This window comes from Streptomyces sp. NBC_01283 (assembly GCF_041435335.1).
Taxonomy (GTDB): Bacteria; Actinomycetota; Actinomycetes; order Streptomycetales; family Streptomycetaceae; genus Streptomyces.
On the sequence record NZ_CP108430.1, the window covers coordinates 5661744 to 5680618 of the forward strand.

Consider the following 18875-nt stretch of genomic DNA (forward strand, 5'->3'; position numbering starts at 1 on the left):
GAAGTGCACAAGGGGTCCCCCTTTCGCGTACGGTAGACGGCTGCTCAATAGAGCAGCTGCACGTCCGGAAAGGGGCCTCGGTGGCCGACGTACGCGACCGTGAGATCAGCGTCGAACAAGAACATCTCGACCAGGTCTACCGGCGTCTCGAGGAGAAGATCCACGAGGCCGAGTTCCTCATGACCGACGCGGCCAAGCGCGCGCAGGTCGGCACGCCCGGCGCGCTCGCCGAGCGGGACGCCCAGGTGTTCCGCGCGGGAGTGCATCTGAACCGCCTCAACAGCGAGTTCGAGGACTTCCTCTTCGGGCGGATCGACCTGCTGCTCGGCAAGGACGGCAAGAAGGGCCCGGACGGGGCCTACACCTCGGTCGAGCCGGCCGAGGACGCGATCAGCGCGAACAACACCGCCGAGATCGCCGAGACCCTGCACATCGGCCGTATCGGCGTCCTGGACGCGGACTACTCCCCGCTCGTCATCGACTGGCGGGCACCGGCCGCGGCGCCCTTCTACCGCTCGACGCCGGTCGACCCGGGCCGTGTCGTGCGCCGCCGGGTCATCCGCTCCAAGGGCCGCAAGGTCCTGGGCGTCGAGGACGACCTGATGCGCCCGGAGCTCAGGGCCACCCTGGACGGCGAGTCCCTGCCGGTCATCGGCGACGGCGCCCTGATGGCGGCGCTCGGCCAGGCCCGCAGCCACACCATGCGCGACATCGTGGCGTCGATCCAGGCCGAGCAGGACATGGTCATCCGCGCCCCCGCCGCCTCCGTGACGTACGTCGAGGGCGGCCCCGGCACCGGCAAGACCGCCGTGGCCCTGCACCGCGCGGCCTACCTCCTCTACCAGGACCGCCGCCGGTACGCGGGCGGCATCCTCATCGTCTCGCCGACCCCGCTGCTCGTGGCCTACACCGAGGGCGTGCTTCCCTCGCTGGGCGAGGAGGGGCAGGTCGCGATCCGCGCGGTGGGCGCGCTGGCCGACGACGCCTCGGGTCCGGCGGAGGCGACGGTCTACGACTCTCCCGCGGTGGCCCGGGTCAAGGGCTCCTCCCGGATGCTGCACGTCCTGCGGAAGGCCGCCCGGGGTGCCCTGGAGGGCGGCGCGGGGACGGCGCCCAAGGCCGCCGCGCAGGACGGCCAGCTCGCGTTCGGCGACTACGACGAGGACTCCGCCGAAGAGCGCCAGACCCCCGCCGAGACGCCCACACGGCTGCGTGTGGTGGCCTTCGGGCGCCGCCTGGAGCTGGAGGCCGACGCGCTGGGCCGCATCCGCCGCAACGCGCTCAGCGGCACCGCTCCCGTCAACCTGCTGCGCCCGCGCGCCCGCAAGCTCCTCCTGGACGCCCTGTGGTCCCAGTCGGGCTCCGCCGGCCGGCACAGCGATCCGGAGCTGGCCGCCGAGCTGCGCTCGTCCTTCGACGAGGACATCACGTCCGAGGACGACTTCATCCGGTTCCTCGACGCCTGGTGGCCCGAACTCACCCCGCGCGCCGTGCTCTCCGCGATGGCCGACGAGCGGCGCCTCGGCCGCTGGTCGCGCCGCGTCCTGAACCCGGGCGAGGTCCGCAAGGTCGCCCGCTCGCTCAAGCGTGACGCCCTGTCCGTGCACGACGTGGCGCTCATCGACGAGCTCCAGTCGATCCTCGGCACGCCGCCCAAGCCCCGCAAGAAGAAGGATCTGGACCCCCTCGACCTGCTCACGGGCCTCGACGAACTGATGCCGCAGCGCGAGGAGTCCCAGCGCGAGCGCGCCGAGCGGCTCGCCGCCGAGCGCACCGAGTACGCGCACGTCATCGTCGACGAGGCGCAGGACCTGACCCCCATGCAGTGGCGCATGGTCGGGCGCAGGGGCCGGCACGCCACGTGGACGATCGTCGGCGACCCCGCCCAGTCCTCCTGGTCCGACCCGGACGAGGCCGCAGCGGCCCGTGACGAGGCCCTGGGCAGCCGCCCGCGCCGCCGCTTCACCCTGACCGTCAACTACCGCAACCCCGCCGAGATCGCCGATCTCGCCGCCAAGGTGCTCGCGCTCGCGATGCCGGGCTCCGAGTCGCCATCGGCCGTCCGGTCCACCGGGGTGAAGCCCCGCTTCGCCGTCGTACGCGACAAGGATCTCGGCGCTTCGGTGCGCGAGGAGGCGGCGCGGCTGCTCGACCAGGTGGACGGCACCATCGGCGTCGTCGTGGCGATGAACCGCCGCGAGCAGGCGGCGAGATGGCTCGACGGGCTTGGCGACCGCGTGGTCGCGCTCGGCAGCCTGGAGGCCAAGGGACTTGAGTACGACGCGACGGTCGTCGTCTCTCCGGCGGAGATCGCGGACGAGTCCCCGGCGGGCCTGCGCGTCCTGTACGTGGCGCTGACCAGGGCGACCCAGCAGCTCACGGTGCTGTCGGGGGAGCGCGACGAGCCCGATGCGGAGGGCGTGCCGGACCTGCTCCGCGAATGACTTGAAGGACTTTGCGGTACGGGAATTGCCTTGCGGGGATCGTTTGTTACCGTTGATGTGGCACCGGCCCGATCCAAGCCCCCGGGCCCAACCTTCGTCGCTACGAGCGACCACTTGCCGCGAGGCGAGCATGGCGGGTCGGTGTCATAAGCGTCAGAGAGAGGCCCTCGTCACCACGTGACGAGGGCCTCTTTCGGTTTCAACCACCGGTTTCCGTTTCCCCCTACCGACGGTCGCCAACTTCTCGTATGGTGGAAACTAGTTTCCGAAAGTCTGATGAACGAAAAGTTCGCAATCCGAGGCGGCTACCACGTACTCAGTGGTAGGTGCGACGATCGGACGGCAAGAGCAACACGGTGAAAGCAGAGGAAGTCGGCCATGGCAACGGCGCCCAGCGTCTCCTACTCGAACACGGTCCGGTTGGAGGTGCCCGCGAGCGGCACCGCGGTCTCCCAGATCACCACGGCCGTCGAGTCCCACGGAGGCTCGGTGACCGGCCTCGACGTCACGGCCTCCGGCCATGAGGCACTCCGGATCGACGTCACGATCGCGGCGACCTCCACGACGCACGGCGACGAGATCGTCGCGCAGCTGCGCACCATCGAGGGTGTCACGGTCGGCAAGGTCTCCGACCGTACGTTCCTGATGCACCTCGGCGGCAAGATCGAGATGGCGTCCAAGCACCCCATCCGGAACCGCGACGACCTCTCCATGATCTACACCCCGGGCGTGGCCCGCGTGTGCATGGCGATCGCCGAGAACCCCGAGGACGCACGCCGCCTCACCATCAAGCGCAACTCCGTTGCGGTCGTAACGGACGGTTCGGCCGTTCTCGGGCTCGGCAACATCGGCCCGAAGGCCGCGCTGCCCGTCATGGAGGGCAAGGCGGCCCTCTTCAAGCGCTTCGCCGGCATCGACGCCTGGCCGCTCTGCCTGGACACCCAGGACACCGACGAGATCGTCGCGATCGTCAAGGCCATCGCCCCCGGCTTCGCGGGCATCAACCTCGAGGACATCTCGGCGCCGCGCTGCTTCGAGATCGAGGCCCGGCTGCGCGAGGCCCTGGACATCCCCGTCTTCCACGACGACCAGCACGGCACCGCCATCGTCGTACTGGCCGCTCTCACCAACGCACTTCGCGTGGTGGGCAAGGGCGTCGGTGACGTACGGGTCGTCATGTCCGGTGCGGGCGCGGCCGGTACGGCCATCCTGAAGCTGCTCATCGCGGCGGGCGTCAAGCACGCCGTCGTCGCCGACATCCACGGCGTCGTGCACGCGGACCGCGAGGACCTCGTGGACGCCGCGCCGGACTCGCCGCTGCGCTGGATCGCCGACAACACCAACCCCGAGGGCGCCCGCGGCACCCTCAAGGAAGCGGTCGTCGGCGCGGACGTCTTCATCGGCGTCTCGGCCCCGAACGTCCTGGGCGCGGACGACGTCGCGGCCATGGCCGACGGCGCCATCGTGTTCGCGCTCGCGAACCCCGACCCCGAGGTCGACCCCGCGATCGCCCGCCAGACGGCGGCGGTCGTGGCCACCGGCCGCTCGGACTTCCCGAACCAGATCAACAACGTCCTGGTCTTCCCCGGCGTCTTCCGCGGTCTGCTCGACGCCCAGTCGCGCACCGTCAACACGGAGATGATGCTGGCGGCGGCGGGCGCCCTCGCGGACGTCGTCGCCGAGGACGAGCTCAACCCGAACTACATCATCCCCAGCGTCTTCAACGACAAGGTCGCGGGCGCGGTCGCCGATGCGGTGCGCAGCGCGGCGAAGGCCGCCGGGGTGACTGTGACAGCCGCCACGGCCCAGTAGTACGGCGCGTCGCGGAACGCGGGGCCCGCAAAGGCCCTCTAGGGTGGCGTGGAAGCGCGCCCCCGACTGCCACCTTCCAAGGGGCGGTGAAGCTTTTCGTGTGACCCCAAGGGGCCCGGATTGGCTTTCCCGCCGCAGGTGGGGGCAGGATGCCTTTCTGGGCGCGAGGGTCCGGATGACCGGACCCGGGTCCGGGGCCTGACCGAGGACCCTGGCAGCATCGGCTTCGCTGTGCCCATCATGCGGCTCCGCCGCGTGGCACGCCTCAACGGCAAGAAGAACACGGGAGTACAAACATGAACCGCAGTGAGCTGGTGGCCGCGCTGGCCGACCGTGCCGAGGTGACCCGCAAGGACGCCGACGCCGTGCTGGCCGCGTTCGCCGAGACCGTCGGCGAGATCGTTGCCAAGGGCGACGAGAAGGTCACCATCCCCGGCTTCCTGACCTTCGAGCGCACCCACCGTGCCGCTCGCACCGCCCGGAACCCGCAGACCGGCGAGCCGATCAACATCCCGGCCGGCTACAGCGTCAAGGTTTCGGCGGGCTCCAAGCTCAAGGAAGCCGCCAAGGGCAAGTAGCCTGAAGCAGCTATAGAAGGGGCGGCCACCCGGTTGGGTGGCCGCCCCTTCGGCGTGCTTGGTGTGGCGTCAGCCGAGCGTCGCCCGGCCCGGCAGTTCCACCTTCGCGCCGAGTTCCACGAGCTTGTCCATGAAGTTCTCGTAGCCGCGGTTGATCAGGTCGATGCCGTGCACGCGGGACGTGCCCTGCGCCGCCAGAGCCGCGATCAGATACGAGAAGCCGCCGCGCAGGTCGGGGATGACCAGATCGGCGCCCTGGAGCTTCGTGGGGCCGCTCACGACCGCCGAGTGGAGGAAGTTCCGCTGCCCGAAGCGGCAGTCGGAGCCGCCGAGGCACTCACGGTAGAGCTGGATGTGCGCGCCCATCTGGTTGAGCGCGGAGGTGAATCCGAGCCGGGACTCGTAGACCGTCTCGTGGACGATCGAGAGGCCCGCGGCCTGCGTCAGGGCGACGACGAGAGGCTGCTGCCAGTCCGTCTGGAAGCCCGGGTGCACGTCCGTCTCCAGGGCGATCGCGTTGAGCGAGCCGCCCGGGTGCCAGAAGCGGATGCCCTCGTCGTCGATCTCGAAGGCACCGCCCACCTTCCGGTAGGTGTTCAGGAACGTCATCATCGACCGCTGCTGGGCGCCGCGGACGTAGATGTTGCCTTCGGTCGCCAGAGCCGCGGAAGCCCAGGAGGCGGCCTCCAGGCGGTCCGAGAGGGCGTGGTGGTTGTAGCCGCCCAGGCTGTCGACACCGGTGACCCTTATGGTCCGGTCGGTGTCCATCGCGATGATCGCGCCCATCTTCTGCAGGACGCAGATGAGGTCCTCGATCTCGGGCTCGACGGCGGCGTTCGAGAGCTCGGTGACGCCTTCCGCCAGGACCGCGGTCAGCAGGACCTGCTCGGTGGCGCCGACGGACGGGTACGGCAGCTTGATCTTCGTGCCGCGGAGCCGCTGCGGGGCCTCCAGGTACTGGCCGCCCTCGCGCTTCTCGATGGTCGCGCCGAACTGGCGGAGCACCTCGAAGTGGAAGTCGATCGGCCGGCCGCCGATGTCGCAGCCGCCGAGGCCGGGGATGAAGGCATGGCCCAGGCGGTGCAGGAGCGGCCCGCAGAACAGGATCGGGATCCGCGAGGAGCCCGCGTGCGCGTCGATGTCCGCGACGTTGGCGCTCTCCACGTGCGAGGGGTCCATGACCAGCTCGCCCGGCTCCTCACCGGGGCGGACCGTTACGCCATGCAGCTGCAGGAGCCCGCGTACGACGCGGACGTCGCGGATGTCGGGGACATTGCGCAGCCTGCTCGGAGCGCTGCCGAGCAGCGCGGCGACCATGGCCTTGGGCACGAGGTTCTTCGCGCCGCGGACACGGATCTCGCCCTCCAGCGGGGTTCCGCCGTGGACAAGCAGTACATCGTCGGTGACGGTCATGAATCTCGCGTTCCGATTGGATGGACGGGTGGACCAAAGGGCAAGGGTAATGGGCGCGTACCCCCCTTCCGTAAGGCTAAGGACGCGCAAACCGCGTCAGGAGTTCGCGACAACACGAAACGTTCGGAACCGGACACTCCGGGTCACCGGCCCCGGTGTGCGCTCGGGACGCTTCAGTGCGCCCTGAGCTGCATTCACTCCCGTACGGGCATTGCCTCCCCCCGCGGGGCAAAGATGCGGGATCATGTCGTTCATGACGGAGGTGTCCTCGCTCACAGGGCGGCTGCTCGTGGCCACGCCTGCCCTGGCGGACCCGAACTTCGACCGCGCGGTGGTGCTGCTCCTCGACCACGACGAGGAGGGCTCGCTCGGCGTGGTCCTCAACCGGCCCACGCCGGTGGACGTGGCGGACATCCTGGAGGGCTGGGGCGATCTGGCCGGTGCCCCGGGAGTCGTCTTCCAGGGTGGCCCCGTCTCGCTCGACTCGGCGCTCGGCGTGGCTGTCATCCCCGGCGAGGAGGGACCCGCGGCGGGTTCACGGACGCGCTCGGGCAGAGGCGAGCCGATCGGCTGGCGGCGCGTGCACGGCGCGATCGGCCTGGTCGACCTGGACACGCCCCCCGAACTCCTGGCCCCCGCGCTCGGCTCGCTGCGGATCTTCGCCGGTTACGCGGGCTGGGGCCCCGGCCAGCTGGAGGACGAGCTCGTCGAGGGCGCCTGGTACGTGGTCGAGTCCGAACCCGGCGACGTCTCGTCGCCGGACCCCGAGCGACTGTGGCGCGCGGTCCTGCGCAGGCAGCGCAGTGAGCTGGCCATGGTGGCGACATATCCGGACGATCCCTCGCTCAACTGACGGTCCGGCGCCGCACAATGGATCGCAGTGGCGCAACCACGAGTCACACGGTTACCGTCCTGACGCGTACTTGACGTCTTGCATACGGGGGTTGACCGTGAAGCGCCGCTATCCGCCCAAGTTGCCTGCCCTCGCGGCGGCTTCGTACGAGCGGGAGGTCTGAGCCCGTGTCGGACAGAACCAGGTACGACCTCGACCTCATCAAGGACTGCTCGGAGTCGCTCTACCGCATCCACCGCGAGTTCAAGGACAACGGCGACCCCTCGGACGGCTACGAGAAGGACTTGGGCAGCGACAAGCTGCGCGAGATCTTCGACGACTTCTCCAGCACGTGGAAGAAGACGCGCAAGAAGCTGAACAAGGACATCGAGAACCTCGCCAAGATCACGGCCGACGCGGCCAAGGCGTACGAGGACATCGACCACGAGCTCGCCAACGCGCTTCGTGACGCGAAGAAGAGCGACAAGAAGGGCGCGAAGTGAGCGGGCGGCCGACCGACTGGACTCCTCTCTACGACTCCGATCCCGTGCCCGGCGACCCGTACGAGGTCGCGCGCCTGGGCAAGAAGCTGCGCGGCATGGCCGAGGAGATCGACAAGCAGGCGCGCAACATCAAGGCGCTCGCGTCGGTCGAGAGCTGGGACAGTGACGCCGGGCGCGCCTTCCACGAGGTCGCGGGCGACACCGCGGGACGCCTGAAGAAGGCGTACGACCGCTATGACGAGGCCTCCAACGCCCTGGGCACCAAGGTCAGGGAGGGCGAGTCGAAGGAGTACGCCAGCGAGCTGCACCGCGCGCAGCGCATGGCGGACAAGGCCCTTGAGGAGTTCCGCAAGGCGGAGACGGAGCAGAAGTCCGCGCTCAAGGAGCTGGAGAAGACCGAGGGGACGGTGCCCTCCTCCAAGGAGGACTCCGTCGACCGGACGAAGCAGCAGAAGAAGCGCGACGACGCGACGACGATCATGGCCCAGCACCGCGGCAAGATCATGGAAGCGGTCGAGATCCGGGACGACGCGGCGAGCGCGGCGGCCAAGAAGATCAAGAACGTCATCCACCATGACGGGGTGCGTGACCCCGGCGGGTTCATGAACTGGATCGCGGATCACGCGGACTGGTTCACGGCCGCGGCGACGGTCCTCGCGGTGGCGGCGCTCGTGGCGGCGATCGTCCTGTCGGGCGGCACCCTGGCGATCGTCCTGGTCGGCGTCGGCGCCGCGATGAGCGCGACGGCCCTGTCCGGGCGGTTGTACGACGTCTTCGCGCGCGGCGGGAAACTCGACCTCCTTGCGATCGGCATCGACGTCCTCGGCATCATCCCCGGGCTCGGCGCCCTGAAGGGCCTCACCGCGGCCGCCAAGGGCGCGCGTCTGGCCGGTGCGGGCAAGGGCGTCTGGGGCGCGTTCACCAACGGCTTCGCCGTGAAGAACATCAACAAGGGCGTCGGCTTCGCCTCCAAGATGCTCGCCAAGCGGGGCATCACCACCCCCAAACTGCCGGCCGGCGGCTGGAACCCGGAGGTCGTCACCCGCTACATCAAGGGCGCCGCCCTGGGGAACCTCTACGTGAAGTCGATCATGCGGATGAAGGAGGCCATGGGAGAGCCGTCCGACACGCCGCACCCCATCACCCCGGCCCCCGGGCCCGGCCCCAGGCCCAGCGCCCCGCCGACCACGCCGTCGAACCCCACCACGCCCACGCCCACGCCGTCCCCGAGGCCGGGCCCGAGCCCGACGCCCTCCTCCACGTCGTTCCACTCCTCGCTGGCCCCGGCCGGGTAAGGAGAGGGGCGGATGAGCGACTACCACGCCCTGGGGCGCGGCACGTTCGTCGACGACAGCGGGACCGGGCACGAGCTGGTTCCGTCGTCGGTCATCGCCGCCGTGCCCGCGGCGCGGGAAGCGGCCGAGGCGTACGGGCGTGCGGTGCGGTTCGACTTCCTCGACGACCGGGCCGTGCACTGGCTGCTGTACCAGCGGCGCAGGGACACGGAGAAGGGGAGCCTCGTCGGCTGCTTTCTCGCCGTCCCGGTCTTCGTGTTCGGGGTCGGCGCGTGGCCCTTCTGGGATCTCGTCGCATCCCAGCGGTCCAGGCCGTTCCAGATCGCCTTCTTCTGCGTGGACGCGCTGCTCATCCTGGCGTCCGTCCTGGTGGCCTACCGTCTGCGCGGCCCCGATGTGGCCGATCCGACCCTGCGGAACATGCGCTGCAGGGTCCGCCTCTACCGGAAGATCGTCGGCATCGCCCGCAGGGGCGGCGCCGACATCCCCGCCCTCTACCCGTACTACGGCATGTACGCGACCTCCCGGAAGTTCTTCCCCGAGGCCCCCGAACTCCCCATCCCACCGCTCCCGGAAAGCAACGGCGCCAAGTGACCACGGAATCCCCAGCAGCCACGGCCTCCCTAGTGGCCCCTCCCTACGAGCCGTTGCGGTTCGAGGCGACGACCCCGGCGATCCCCGCGCAGAACGCCGGGCCCGATTCCGGATCCGCCACCCGCATCGACCGCGACGGCATCCACGTCCGCTGGGTGATGCCGGAGATCTTCCACGACCTCCCCCTCCACGAGGAGGACGAGGACGAAGGCGCCCGCCTCCTGGAGGAGCTCGCGGCGAAGGCGCTGCCCGGCGCCGAGGACGAGGACCTGCTCAAGCTCGCGGTCATCTGCGCGCTCGGCATCGACGACCTGCTGGAGTCCGGGGCCGAGTACGCGGCCATCGCGGTGGGCGCGGTCGGCGACGCCCCGTGCAGCGCCACGGTCTACGCGGCCCTGGTCGACAGCCCCGAGGACGAGGACGCGGACCCCCTCGCGGCGATCGCGTCCAGCCTGCGCCGTGAGGACGCGGGCGAGGTCACGGAGCTCCTGCTGCCGTGCGGCCCCGCGGTGTCCTGCATCGGCACGCGCGTCGACAAGGTCACCGGCGAGCTGACCGAGTCCCCGGACGGCATCCGGATCCCGACGTGGTTCATCCGCGTCTACGTCCCGCTGCCGAACGGCACGACGCTGGTGATGGAGATGGGCACGCCCACCCAGGTCGGCTGGGACGAGTTCTCCACGATGTTCGGGAACATAGTCAGCAGCATCCGCCTGTTCGAGGCGGACGGGGAGCCGCTGATCATCCCGGACCGGGACGCGGACGCGTGAGCGACACCGTGGCGCCGCCGTCCGACTACCGCATCCTCGTCCCCCGCGACTGGTTCCGCGTCGACCTGACACAGGAGCGGTGGCGTGGCCAGCTCAAGACGTTCGTGGACCGCGAGGCCGCCGACAGCGGTGCCTCCGCGGAGACCCGGCGCGGCATCTGGACGACCCTGCGCAACACCGCCGAGGTGGGAGTCGCGCAGGGTGCCCTGGAGTTCTTCCTCAAGACCGAGTCGCCCCAGGACTCGGCCTATCCCGCGTCGCTGCTGGTCTCCCTGCTCCCCACGCCGCCGGGGCTCGCTCCGGAGGTCGCCGGCCTGGCCGGGACGCTGGCCCGGCGCAGGGGCCCGGACGCGCGGATCTCGACCGGTGAGCTCCCCGCGGGGGAGACGGTCCGTGCCGTCACGGACACGACGTCGGACTTCCACGTGCGCATGCCGGGCGGCGTGGGCTATCTGGTGCTCGCGTTCTCCATGCCGCTGAGCGGCACGGAGGGCCCCATGGGCGACCTGTGTGAAGCGATCGCGTACTCGTTGAGATGGGTGTGAGGCATGACCGAGGAAAACGACCACGCGATGATGGTCGGGGCGCTGGTCTACAAGTTCGTGGGCTGACTTCCGGTGGTCTTTCGCGGCAGCCGGGTACGTACGGCCCGGCGGACGATGCCCGCAACTGGCAAGCGTAGGTACCCTTGGATGCCATGAGCACTCTTGAGCCCGAGCCCGAGCGCGGGGCAGGTACGGGGACCCTCGTCGAGCCGACGCCGCAGGTGTCGAGCGGTGACGGTGACCACGAGCGCTTCGCGCACTATGTCCAGAAGGACAAGATCATGGCGAGCGCGCTCGACGGTACGCCCGTCGTGGCGCTCTGCGGCAAGGTGTGGGTGCCGGGCCGTGACCCGAAGAAGTACCCCGTCTGCCCCATGTGCAAGGAGATCTACGAGTCCATGAGCGCCGGTGGCGACAAGGACAAGGGCGGCAAGGACGGCGGCAAGAAGTAGCACGCGGCGCGGCCCATGACCCTCCTCGCGACGGGGCGTTGCGTGTACCGCAACGCCCCTTTTGCGATGTGCAATCGCGTGGCAGCCTCCCCGCATGACCTTTGAGCGCCCACCCGTCGCCCACCACCGCCCTGCTCGACGGCCCTCCGGGCCGCTGTCTCAACTTGTCCCGGCGCCCGCACGCGCCGAGGGACCGCATTCCGAAGGCTTCATCCTCGACTCGTCGACCGTGCTCCGGGCCGGTCCCGGCACCGAGTCCACCGAGCGCTGGCTGCGTGCCGCGCTCGGCGGCGCGCTCGGCCTGCCCCTGGCGCCCGGCGAGGGCAGCGGCATCTCGCTGGGCATCGACGACTCCCTCGCGCCCGAGGCGTACCGCCTCACCGCGGGGGAGCGCGGCATCGAGATCCTCGGCGGCGCCGCCCCCGGTGTCTTCTGGGGTGCGCAGACCCTGCGCCAGCTCATCGGGGCGGAGGCGTTCCGGCGGGCCCCGCTGCGGGCCGCCGGGCGGTATGCCGTGCCGGGGTGCCTCATCGAGGACAGCCCCCGCTTCGGATGGCGCGGCATGATGCTCGACGTGGCCCGGCACTTCATGCCCAAGGACGGTGTCCTGCGCTACCTCGACCTCCTCGCCGCCCACAAGCTGAACGTCTTCCACTTCCACCTCACCGACGACCAGGGCTGGCGCATCGAGATCAAGCGCCACCCGAAGCTGACGGAGGCCGGTTCGTGGCGGCCGCGCTCGAAGTGGGGGCACCGCGCGTCCGAGCTGTGGAACGACACCCCGCACGGCGGCTTCTACACGCAGGACGACATCCGCGAGATCGTCGCGTACGCCCATGAGCGGCACATCGCCGTCGTACCCGAGATCGACATCCCCGGGCACTCGCAGGCCGCCATCCACGCCTATCCGGAGCTCGGCAACACCGACGTCGTCGACACCTCGGCGCTCGGCGTCTGGGACACCTGGGGCGTCAACCCCAATGTCCTTGCCCCGACCGAGAACACCCTCCGCTTCTACGAGGGGGTGTTCGAGGAAGTGCTCGACCTCTTCCCCTCCACCTTCATCCATGTCGGCGGCGACGAATGTCCCAAGGACCAGTGGAGGGAGTCGCCCACCGCGCAGGCCCGCATCAAGGAGCTGGGGGTCGGCGACGAGAACGGGCTGCAGAGCTGGTTCATCCGGCACTTCGACTCCTGGCTGACCGAGCGGGGGCGCCGGCTCATCGGCTGGGACGAGATCCTGGAGGGCGGCCTCGCGGAGGGCGCCACCGTGTCCTCCTGGCGCGGCTACGGGGGCGGCATCGCGGCGGCCAAGGCGGGGCACGACGTCGTCATGTGTCCCGAGCAGCAGGTGTATTTGGACCACCGGCAGCACGAGGGCCCCGACGAGCCCGCGCCCATCGGCTTCGTCCGCACCCTGGAGGACGTCTACCGCTTCGAGCCGGTGCCGCCGCAGCTCACCGAGGACGAGGCCCGGCACGTCCTGGGCACCCAGGCCAATGTCTGGACCGAGGTGATGGAGTACCACGCACGCGTGGACTACCAGGTGTTCCCGCGCCTCGCCGCCTTCGCCGAGGTCTCCTGGAGTTCGCTCCCGGCATCCGCCGAGCGCGACTTCGCGGACTTCGAGCGGCGAATGACCCCGCACTACGCGCGACTTGACGCACTCGGCGTCGACTACCGCCCGCCCGGCGGCCCGTTGCCGTGGCAGAAGCGCCCGGGAGTGCTCGGACGCCCGATCGACGGGGCGCCCCCGAACGTGTGAGGCGTACCCCATGCTCCGCGTGTCGGGCCGCCCGCGCTGGCAGCGTGGGCGGTTCGACGAAAGCCGTACAAGAGTCACCGAAGAGTGGCAATTCCCGCTGACCGGCAAGGGCGTGTGAAAACGGCACATCCCCCAGGTCTACGGACGAATGACTCCTAGCGGACCCCCGCGCCGGGGGCCGGGGAAGATGTGCCAGAGTTGCCACGTCCGGGCTGTGAACACGTACCGTACGGCGGAACAGGCGTAACGGTGAGAACGGCGAGAGAACCGCCGGGCATCGGGAAGGGGCAGCCGGTTTTGAGCACGCACGCACCGCAGGCGGCGCAGCACGCGCAGACGGCGAAGCTGCCTGGGACGTTGGACGAGGCCGTGGAGGCACTCGCCGCGATGCCCGCCGCCGTGCCCGTGGCCGGCGGCACCGACCTCATGGCGTCCGTCAACGCGGGCCTCCTGCGCCCCGCCGCGCTCGTCGGCCTCGGCCGCATCAGCGAGATCCGCGGCTGGCAGTACCAGGACGGCCACGCGCTGCTCGGCGCGGGCCTCACCCACGCACGCGTCGGGCGGCCCGACTTCGCCGCCCTGATCCCGGCGCTCGCCGCGGCCGCACGGGCCGCCGGGCCCCCGCAGATCCGCAACGCGGGCACCCTGGGCGGCAACATCGCCACGGCGGGACCGACCGGCGACACCCTGCCCGTCCTGGCCGCCCTGGAAGCCGTCCTCATCATCGCGGGACCGGGTGGCACGCGCCGCGAGGTTCCCGTCTCGCACCTGCTCGCGGGGATGGACATGCTCCGCCCCGGCGAACTCATCGGCTTCGTACGGCTGCCGCTCCTGCACGCCCCGCAGGTCTTCCTGAAGGCCACCGGGCGCACGGGCCCCGGCCGCGCCACCGCGTCCGTCGCGCTCGTCCTGGACCCCGCGCGACGCGGCGTGCGCTGCGCGGTCGGTGCCGTCGCGCCGATGCCGCTGCGGCCCCTGGAGGCCGAGCAGTGGGTCGCGTCGCTGATCGACTGGGACGGCGAGCGGACGATCGTGCCGGAGGCGCTCACCGCCTTCGGCGAGTACGTCGCCGCCGCCTGCATCCCCGACCACCCTCCGGCGGAGGACGGCTCACCGCAGCCGCTGCCGCCCGCCGTACTGCACCTGCGGCGCACCGTCGCCGCGCTGGCCCGACGAGCACTGGGGAGGGCGCTGTCGTGAGCGACGACCAGAACGGAAATGGCGGCTGGCAGCCACATCCACAGGGCGAGTACGACTCGGACGCCACGGCCTTCGTGCAGCTGCCGGAAGGCGCCCTGGACTCCTTCGACCACTCTCCGCTGGCCGCGCCCGGCCACGGTTACGTGCCGCCGCAGATAACGGTCACCCCCACGACGGCCGACGCGACGGACCCGGCCGCCACCGGCGTCTGGGTCATGCCGCCCGAGGTGACCGGCGCGGGCCCCGGTGCCCAGAACGTCCAGTGGCCCGACGCGGGCGGCATGCCCGAGCAGTCCGGCCACGAGGGCCACGGCGGCCACGAGGGCCACGGTGGCCGTGACGTACAGGAGCACGCCTACGACCCCCGGGCGACCGGGCAGTGGAGCTTCCACGAGGCGGAGGGGCACGCGCCCGCCGCCCCTGCCCCGGCCGATGTCACCGGGCAGTGGTCGATCCCCGTCGCCAATGGTGATCTTCCGGACGAATCGGGTGAGTTCACCGCGTCGTCGCTCGCGGCGCAGTGGGGAGGTACGCCCCCCGCGACGCTGCCCGGCGGCGCCGCGGCGCCGTGGGCGACCGGTGGCGCGGGCGCGGGCGCGCCGTGGTCGGAGCCGGCCCAGCAGCCGTATGCCGAGCCGTACGCGCAGCCGCATGCCGACCCGCACGCGCAGCCGTACGCCGGGCACGCCGAGCCGCAGCACCACCACGAGCCCGTGGTGCCCCCGGAGGCGTTCGTCCCGACGGCGCCGGTGGCTCCCGAGATGCACGTGGTGCCCGAGGAGGCCGTGGCGCCTGAGGGGGCCGAGGTGCCTGAGGCGGCCGAGGTGCCTGAGGCGGCCGACGTCGCGGCAGCAGAGCCGGAGCCCGAGCCCGAGCCTGAAGCGGCGCCGGAGCCCGAAGCCGAGACCGCCCCCGTCGACGAGAGCCCCGAGGCCGAAGCGGACGCCGAAGCCGAGACGGAGGCCGAAGCCGAAGCAGAAGCCGCCCCCGAAGCCGAAGCAGAAGCCGCCCCCGAAGCCGAAGCCGAAGCCGAAGCCGAGGCGGCCCCCACCGCCCTCTCCGACGAACACCCCCTCTGCTCTTACGTCCTGCGCGTCAACGGCGCCGACCGCCCCGTCACCGACGCCTGGATCGGCGAGTCCCTCCTCTACGTCCTGCGCGAGCGCCTCGGCCTCGCGGGCGCCAAGGACGGCTGCTCGCAGGGCGAGTGCGGTGCCTGCAACGTCCAGGTGGACGGCCGTCTCGTCGCCTCCTGCCTGGTGCCCGCGGCCACCGCCGCCGGGAGCGAGGTGCGCACCGTCGAGGGCCTCGCCGTCGACGGCAGGCCCTCCGACGTACAGCGGGCGCTCGCGGCCTGCGGCGCCGTCCAGTGCGGCTTCTGCGTGCCGGGCATGGCGATGACCGTGCACGACCTGCTCGAAGGCAACCCCGCCCCGTCCGACCTGGAGACCCGCCGCGCCCTGTGCGGCAACCTCTGCCGCTGCTCCGGCTACCGGGGTGTGCTCGACGCCGTCCAGGAGGTGGTCGCCGAGCGCGAGGCGTCCGCCGCGGCCGCCGAGCCGTCGGTGCGGGACGACCAGGCGGGCGAGGCACGCATTCCGCACCAGGCGGGACCCGGCGCCGGAGGGATCAACCCGGCGGCGCAGGACGGAACGTACGAAGGGCCGTACGGCCAGGACGGAGGCCAGGCGTGAGCAGCGAAGCCGCGGGGAACGGGAACACCGCGACCGCAGTGGAGCCGCAGCCCGGCCCCGAGCCGCTGCCGCACGGCATCGGCGCCTCGCTGCCGTCCGCCGAGTCGCGCGCCAAGACGGAGGGCACGTTCCCGTACGCGTCCGACCTGTGGGCGGAGGGGCTGCTGTGGGCGGCCGTCCTGCGCTCGCCGCACGCGCACGCGCGCATCGTCTCCATCGACACCTCCCAGGCGCGCGAGATGCCGGGCGTGCGGTCCGTCGTCACGCACGAGGACGTGCCCGGTGAGGCCCTGCACGGCCGCAAGACCCCGGACCGCCCGGTCTTCGCCTCCGACGTCGTACGCCACCACGGCGAGCCCATCGCGGCCGTGGCCGCCGACCACCCCGACACGGCGCGGATGGCCGCCGCGGCCATCTTCGTCGAGTACGAACTGATGGACCCGGTCACCGACCCGGAGAAGGCCTTCGCGGCCGAACCCCTGCACCCCGACGGCAACTTGATCCGGCACATCCCGCTGCGGCACGGCGACCCGGAGGCGGCGGGCGAGCTCGTCGTCGAGGGGCTCTACCGCATCGGCCGCCAGGACCCGGCGCCGATCGGCGCGGAGGCCGGGCTCGCGGTGCCGCGTCCGGACGGAGGAGTGGAGCTGTACATCGCCTCCACCGACCCGCACACCGACCGCGACATGGCCGCGTCCTGCTACGGCATCGACCCGGACATCGTGAAGGTCGTCGTGACCGGTGTCCCCGGCGCCACCGCCGACCGCGAGGACGCCAGCTTCCATCTCCCGCTCGGCCTGCTCGCGTTGACCACCGGCTGCCCGGTGAAGCTGACCGCGACCCGCGAGGAATCCTTCCTGGGCCACGCCCACCGCCACCCGACGCTGCTCCGCTACCGCCATCACGCGGACGCCGAGGGCAAGTTGGTGAAGGTCGAGGCGCAGGTCCTGCTCGACGCGGGCGCGTACGCGGACACGTCGTCGGACGCGCTCGCCGCGGCCGTCTCCTTCGCCTGCGGTCCCTACGTCGTCCCGAACGCCTTCATCGAGGGCTGGGCGGTCCGCACGAACAACCCGCCGTCCGGGCATGTCCGGGGCGAGGGCGCCATGCAGGTGTGCGCGGCGTACGAAGCCCAGATGGACAAGATCGCCAAGAAGCTGGGCATCGACCCGGCCGAGGTGCGGCTGCGCAACGCGATGGCCACCGGCGACATCCTGCCCACCGGGCAGACGGTGACCTGCCCGGCCCCGGTCGCCGAACTCCTCGGCGCCGTACGGGACTTCCCCCTCCCCGAGCTGCCCAAGGACACCCCCGAGGACGAGTGGCTGCTGCCCGGAGGGCCCGAGGGCGCGGGCGAACCGGCCGCGGTGCGCCGGGGTGTCGGCTACGGCCTCGGGATGGTCCAACTCCTGGGCGCGGAGGGCACGGACGAGGTGTCCACGGCCACGGTGAAGGTCCACGACGGCATCGCGACGGTCATCTGCGCGGCGGTCGAGACGGGCCAGGGTTTCACCACGCTCGCCCGCCAGATCGTCCAGGAGACGCTCGGCATCGACGACGTCCGCGTGGCCCCCGTCGACACGGACCAGCCCCCAGCGGGACCGAGCTGCCACGGCCGCCACACCTGGGTGTCGGGCGGTGCGGTGGAGCGCGCCGCGAAGATGGTCCGCACCCAGCTCCTGCAGCCCCTGGCCCACAAGTTCGGGATGTCCACGGAGCTGCTCCAGATCACCGACGGCAAGATCACCTCGTACGACGGGGTGCTGAGCACGACCGTCACCGAGGCGATGGACGGCAAGGAGCTCTGGGCGACGGCCCAGTGCCGCCCCCACCCCACCGAGCCCCTCGACGAGGCCGGCCAGGGCGACGCGTTCGTGGGCATGGCGTTCTGCGCGATCCGCGCGGTCGTGGACGTGGACGTGGAGATCGGATCCGTACGGGTCGTGGAGCTGGCGGTGGCCCAGGACGTGGGCCGCATCCTCAACCCGACCCAGCTGAAGGTGCGTATCGAGGCGGGCGTCACGCAGGGAGTAGGCGCGGCCCTCACGGAGAACCTCCGCACGCCGCGCGGCCTGGTCCGCCACCCGGACCTGACGGGCTACGCGCTCCCGACCGCCCTGGACACCCCCGACATCCGCATCGTGAAGCTGGTCGAGGAGCGCGACGTGGTCGCCCCCTTCGGCGCGAAGGCGGCGAGCGCGGTACCGGTCGTGACGACCCCCGCTGCGGTCGCCTCAGCCGTACGGGCGGCCACCGGGCGCCCGGTCAACCGCCTCCCGATCCGCCCGCAGGCGGCGGTCGCGACGTGACGGCGCCCTTGGCCGGTGTCGTCGTCATCACCGGCATCATGGCCTCGGGCAAGTCCACGGTGGCGCAGGCCCTGGCCGAGCGCCTGCCGCGCGCGGCGCACGTGCGGGGCGACGTCTTCCGCCGGATGATCGTGTCGGGCGGCCAGGAGTACGAGCCCGGCGCATCGGATGAAGCGGAGGCCCAACTCCGCCTGCGCTACGGCCTGTCGGCGTCGACGGCCGACGCATACGCGTCGGCGGGCTTCGTCGCGGTGGTCCAGGACGTCATCCTGGGCGAGGAGTTGAAGACGTACGTGGACCTGCTGCGTACGCGCCCCGTACATGTCGTGGTGCTCGCCCCGAGGCCGGACGCGGTCGAGGCGAGGGAGGCCGGTCGCGGGAAGACCGGCTATGGCGCGTGGACCGTACAGGACCTGGACACGGGCCTGCGGGAGACGACGCCACGGCTCGGCCTCTGGCTGGACAGCAGTGACCTGACGGTCGACGAGACGGTGGACGCGATCCTCGCGGGGCTGGACGAGGCGCGGCTCTAGAACGGGACCCCACGGCCCCGGGTGGGGCTACCGCGCCTTCCAGTCCGTGCACTTCTCACTGGAGGCCGTGGCGGGAATCGAACCCGCGTTACTGGATTTGCAGTCCAGCCCCTAAGCCACTCGGGCACACGGCCGT

General features: G+C 71.4%; 16 protein-coding genes and 1 tRNA gene. 15 read left to right on the forward strand and 2 right to left on the reverse strand.

Annotation, left to right across the window (positions count from 1 at the left end):
* Window positions 1-80: 80 nt before the first annotated feature.
* The 3 genes from OG302_RS25750 (at window position 81) to OG302_RS25760 (ending at window position 4834) form a co-directional block, all read left to right on the forward strand.
* The gene (locus OG302_RS25750; protein ID WP_371528940.1) at window positions 81-2444 is read left to right on the forward strand and encodes a UvrD-helicase domain-containing protein; all 2364 of its coding nucleotides are present in this window, start codon (window positions 81-83) and stop codon (window positions 2442-2444) included.
* 378 nt (window positions 2445-2822) lie between these two features.
* A complete protein-coding gene (locus tag OG302_RS25755; protein ID WP_371528941.1) occupies window positions 2823-4256 on the forward strand; it encodes an NAD-dependent malic enzyme in 1434 nt (477 codons plus the stop codon).
* Between the two features lie 296 nt (window positions 4257-4552).
* Window positions 4553-4834 carry an HU family DNA-binding protein gene (locus OG302_RS25760; RefSeq protein WP_016645140.1) on the forward strand — a complete coding sequence of 94 codons (282 nt, stop codon included), beginning with the start codon at window positions 4553-4555 and terminating at the stop codon, window positions 4832-4834.
* 69 nt (window positions 4835-4903) lie between these two features.
* Here the strand turns inward: OG302_RS25760 and murA are convergent, their stop codons facing one another.
* Window positions 4904-6247, reverse strand: a complete 1344-nt coding sequence (murA, locus tag OG302_RS25765; RefSeq protein WP_361186749.1) for a UDP-N-acetylglucosamine 1-carboxyvinyltransferase — start codon at window positions 6245-6247, stop codon at window positions 4904-4906.
* Window positions 6248-6491: 244 nt separating this feature from the next.
* Between murA and OG302_RS25770 the strand changes: the two genes are divergently transcribed.
* From OG302_RS25770 to OG302_RS25825, 12 genes are all read left to right on the forward strand, one after another.
* Complete coding sequence (locus tag OG302_RS25770; protein WP_371528942.1) at window positions 6492-7100, forward strand: YqgE/AlgH family protein; 609 nt, start codon at window positions 6492-6494, stop codon at window positions 7098-7100.
* Between the two features lie 167 nt (window positions 7101-7267).
* The gene (locus OG302_RS25775; RefSeq protein ID WP_361836579.1) at window positions 7268-7582 is read left to right on the forward strand and encodes a hypothetical protein; all 315 of its coding nucleotides are present in this window, start codon (window positions 7268-7270) and stop codon (window positions 7580-7582) included.
* On the forward strand, window positions 7579-8877 hold the full coding sequence (locus tag OG302_RS25780; RefSeq protein ID WP_371528943.1) for a putative T7SS-secreted protein: 1299 nt from the start codon (window positions 7579-7581) through the stop codon (window positions 8875-8877). The genes OG302_RS25775 and OG302_RS25780 overlap by 4 nt, the downstream gene beginning before the upstream one ends.
* A gap of 12 nt (window positions 8878-8889) precedes the next feature.
* Window positions 8890-9471 (forward strand): hypothetical protein, encoded by a 582-nt coding sequence (locus OG302_RS25785; RefSeq protein ID WP_371528944.1) that lies wholly within the window; start codon window positions 8890-8892, stop codon window positions 9469-9471.
* Window positions 9472-9503: 32 nt separating this feature from the next.
* The gene (locus tag OG302_RS25790) at window positions 9504-10241 is read left to right on the forward strand and encodes a hypothetical protein (RefSeq protein WP_371528945.1); all 738 of its coding nucleotides are present in this window, start codon (window positions 9504-9506) and stop codon (window positions 10239-10241) included.
* Window positions 10238-10786 (forward strand): hypothetical protein, encoded by a 549-nt coding sequence (locus OG302_RS25795; RefSeq protein WP_371528946.1) that lies wholly within the window; start codon window positions 10238-10240, stop codon window positions 10784-10786. The genes OG302_RS25790 and OG302_RS25795 overlap by 4 nt, the downstream gene beginning before the upstream one ends.
* Before the next feature lie 152 nt (window positions 10787-10938).
* Window positions 10939-11238: a DUF3039 domain-containing protein gene (locus OG302_RS25800; protein WP_361186746.1), complete on the forward strand. Its 300-nt coding sequence runs from the start codon at window positions 10939-10941 to the stop codon at window positions 11236-11238.
* A 94-nt stretch (window positions 11239-11332) separates the two neighbouring features.
* Window positions 11333-13003 (forward strand): beta-N-acetylhexosaminidase, encoded by a 1671-nt coding sequence (locus tag OG302_RS25805; RefSeq protein WP_371528947.1) that lies wholly within the window; start codon window positions 11333-11335, stop codon window positions 13001-13003.
* A gap of 297 nt (window positions 13004-13300) precedes the next feature.
* Entirely contained in the window at window positions 13301-14203 is a 903-nt protein-coding gene (locus OG302_RS25810; RefSeq protein ID WP_371528948.1) for a xanthine dehydrogenase family protein subunit M, read from the forward strand.
* The gene (locus OG302_RS25815) at window positions 14200-15897 is read left to right on the forward strand and encodes a 2Fe-2S iron-sulfur cluster-binding protein (RefSeq protein ID WP_371528949.1); all 1698 of its coding nucleotides are present in this window, start codon (window positions 14200-14202) and stop codon (window positions 15895-15897) included. Before OG302_RS25810 ends, OG302_RS25815 begins: the two co-directional genes overlap by 4 nt.
* Window positions 15894-18206 carry a xanthine dehydrogenase family protein molybdopterin-binding subunit gene (locus OG302_RS25820; RefSeq protein ID WP_371528950.1) on the forward strand — a complete coding sequence of 771 codons (2313 nt, stop codon included), beginning with the start codon at window positions 15894-15896 and terminating at the stop codon, window positions 18204-18206. The genes OG302_RS25815 and OG302_RS25820 overlap by 4 nt, the downstream gene beginning before the upstream one ends.
* A gap of 38 nt (window positions 18207-18244) precedes the next feature.
* Window positions 18245-18739: an AAA family ATPase gene (locus OG302_RS25825; protein ID WP_371750230.1), complete on the forward strand. Its 495-nt coding sequence runs from the start codon at window positions 18245-18247 to the stop codon at window positions 18737-18739.
* Window positions 18740-18798: 59 nt separating this feature from the next.
* Here OG302_RS25825 and OG302_RS25830 read toward each other — a convergent pair.
* Window positions 18799-18873 (reverse strand) — tRNA-Cys (locus tag OG302_RS25830).
* Window positions 18874-18875 lie beyond the last annotated feature (2 nt).

What these genes read in the sequence shown, in the direction of transcription:
- OG302_RS25755 (WP_371528941.1), top strand. Translation starts at nt 2,823, where the DNA reads ATGGCAACGGCGCCCAGCGTCTCCTACTCGAACACGGTCCGGTTGGAG.
- OG302_RS25760 (WP_016645140.1), top strand. Translation starts at nt 4,553, where the DNA reads ATGAACCGCAGTGAGCTGGTGGCCGCGCTGGCCGACCGTGCCGAGGTG.
- murA (WP_361186749.1), bottom strand. Translation starts at nt 6,247, where the DNA reads ATGACCGTCACCGACGATGTACTGCTTGTCCACGGCGGAACCCCGCTG.
- OG302_RS25770 (WP_371528942.1), top strand. Translation starts at nt 6,492, where the DNA reads ATGTCGTTCATGACGGAGGTGTCCTCGCTCACAGGGCGGCTGCTCGTG.
- OG302_RS25785 (WP_371528944.1), top strand. Translation starts at nt 8,890, where the DNA reads ATGAGCGACTACCACGCCCTGGGGCGCGGCACGTTCGTCGACGACAGC.
- OG302_RS25800 (WP_361186746.1), top strand. Translation starts at nt 10,939, where the DNA reads ATGAGCACTCTTGAGCCCGAGCCCGAGCGCGGGGCAGGTACGGGGACC.
- OG302_RS25805 (WP_371528947.1), top strand. Translation starts at nt 11,333, where the DNA reads ATGACCTTTGAGCGCCCACCCGTCGCCCACCACCGCCCTGCTCGACGG.
- OG302_RS25825 (WP_371750230.1), top strand. Translation starts at nt 18,245, where the DNA reads ATGGCCTCGGGCAAGTCCACGGTGGCGCAGGCCCTGGCCGAGCGCCTG.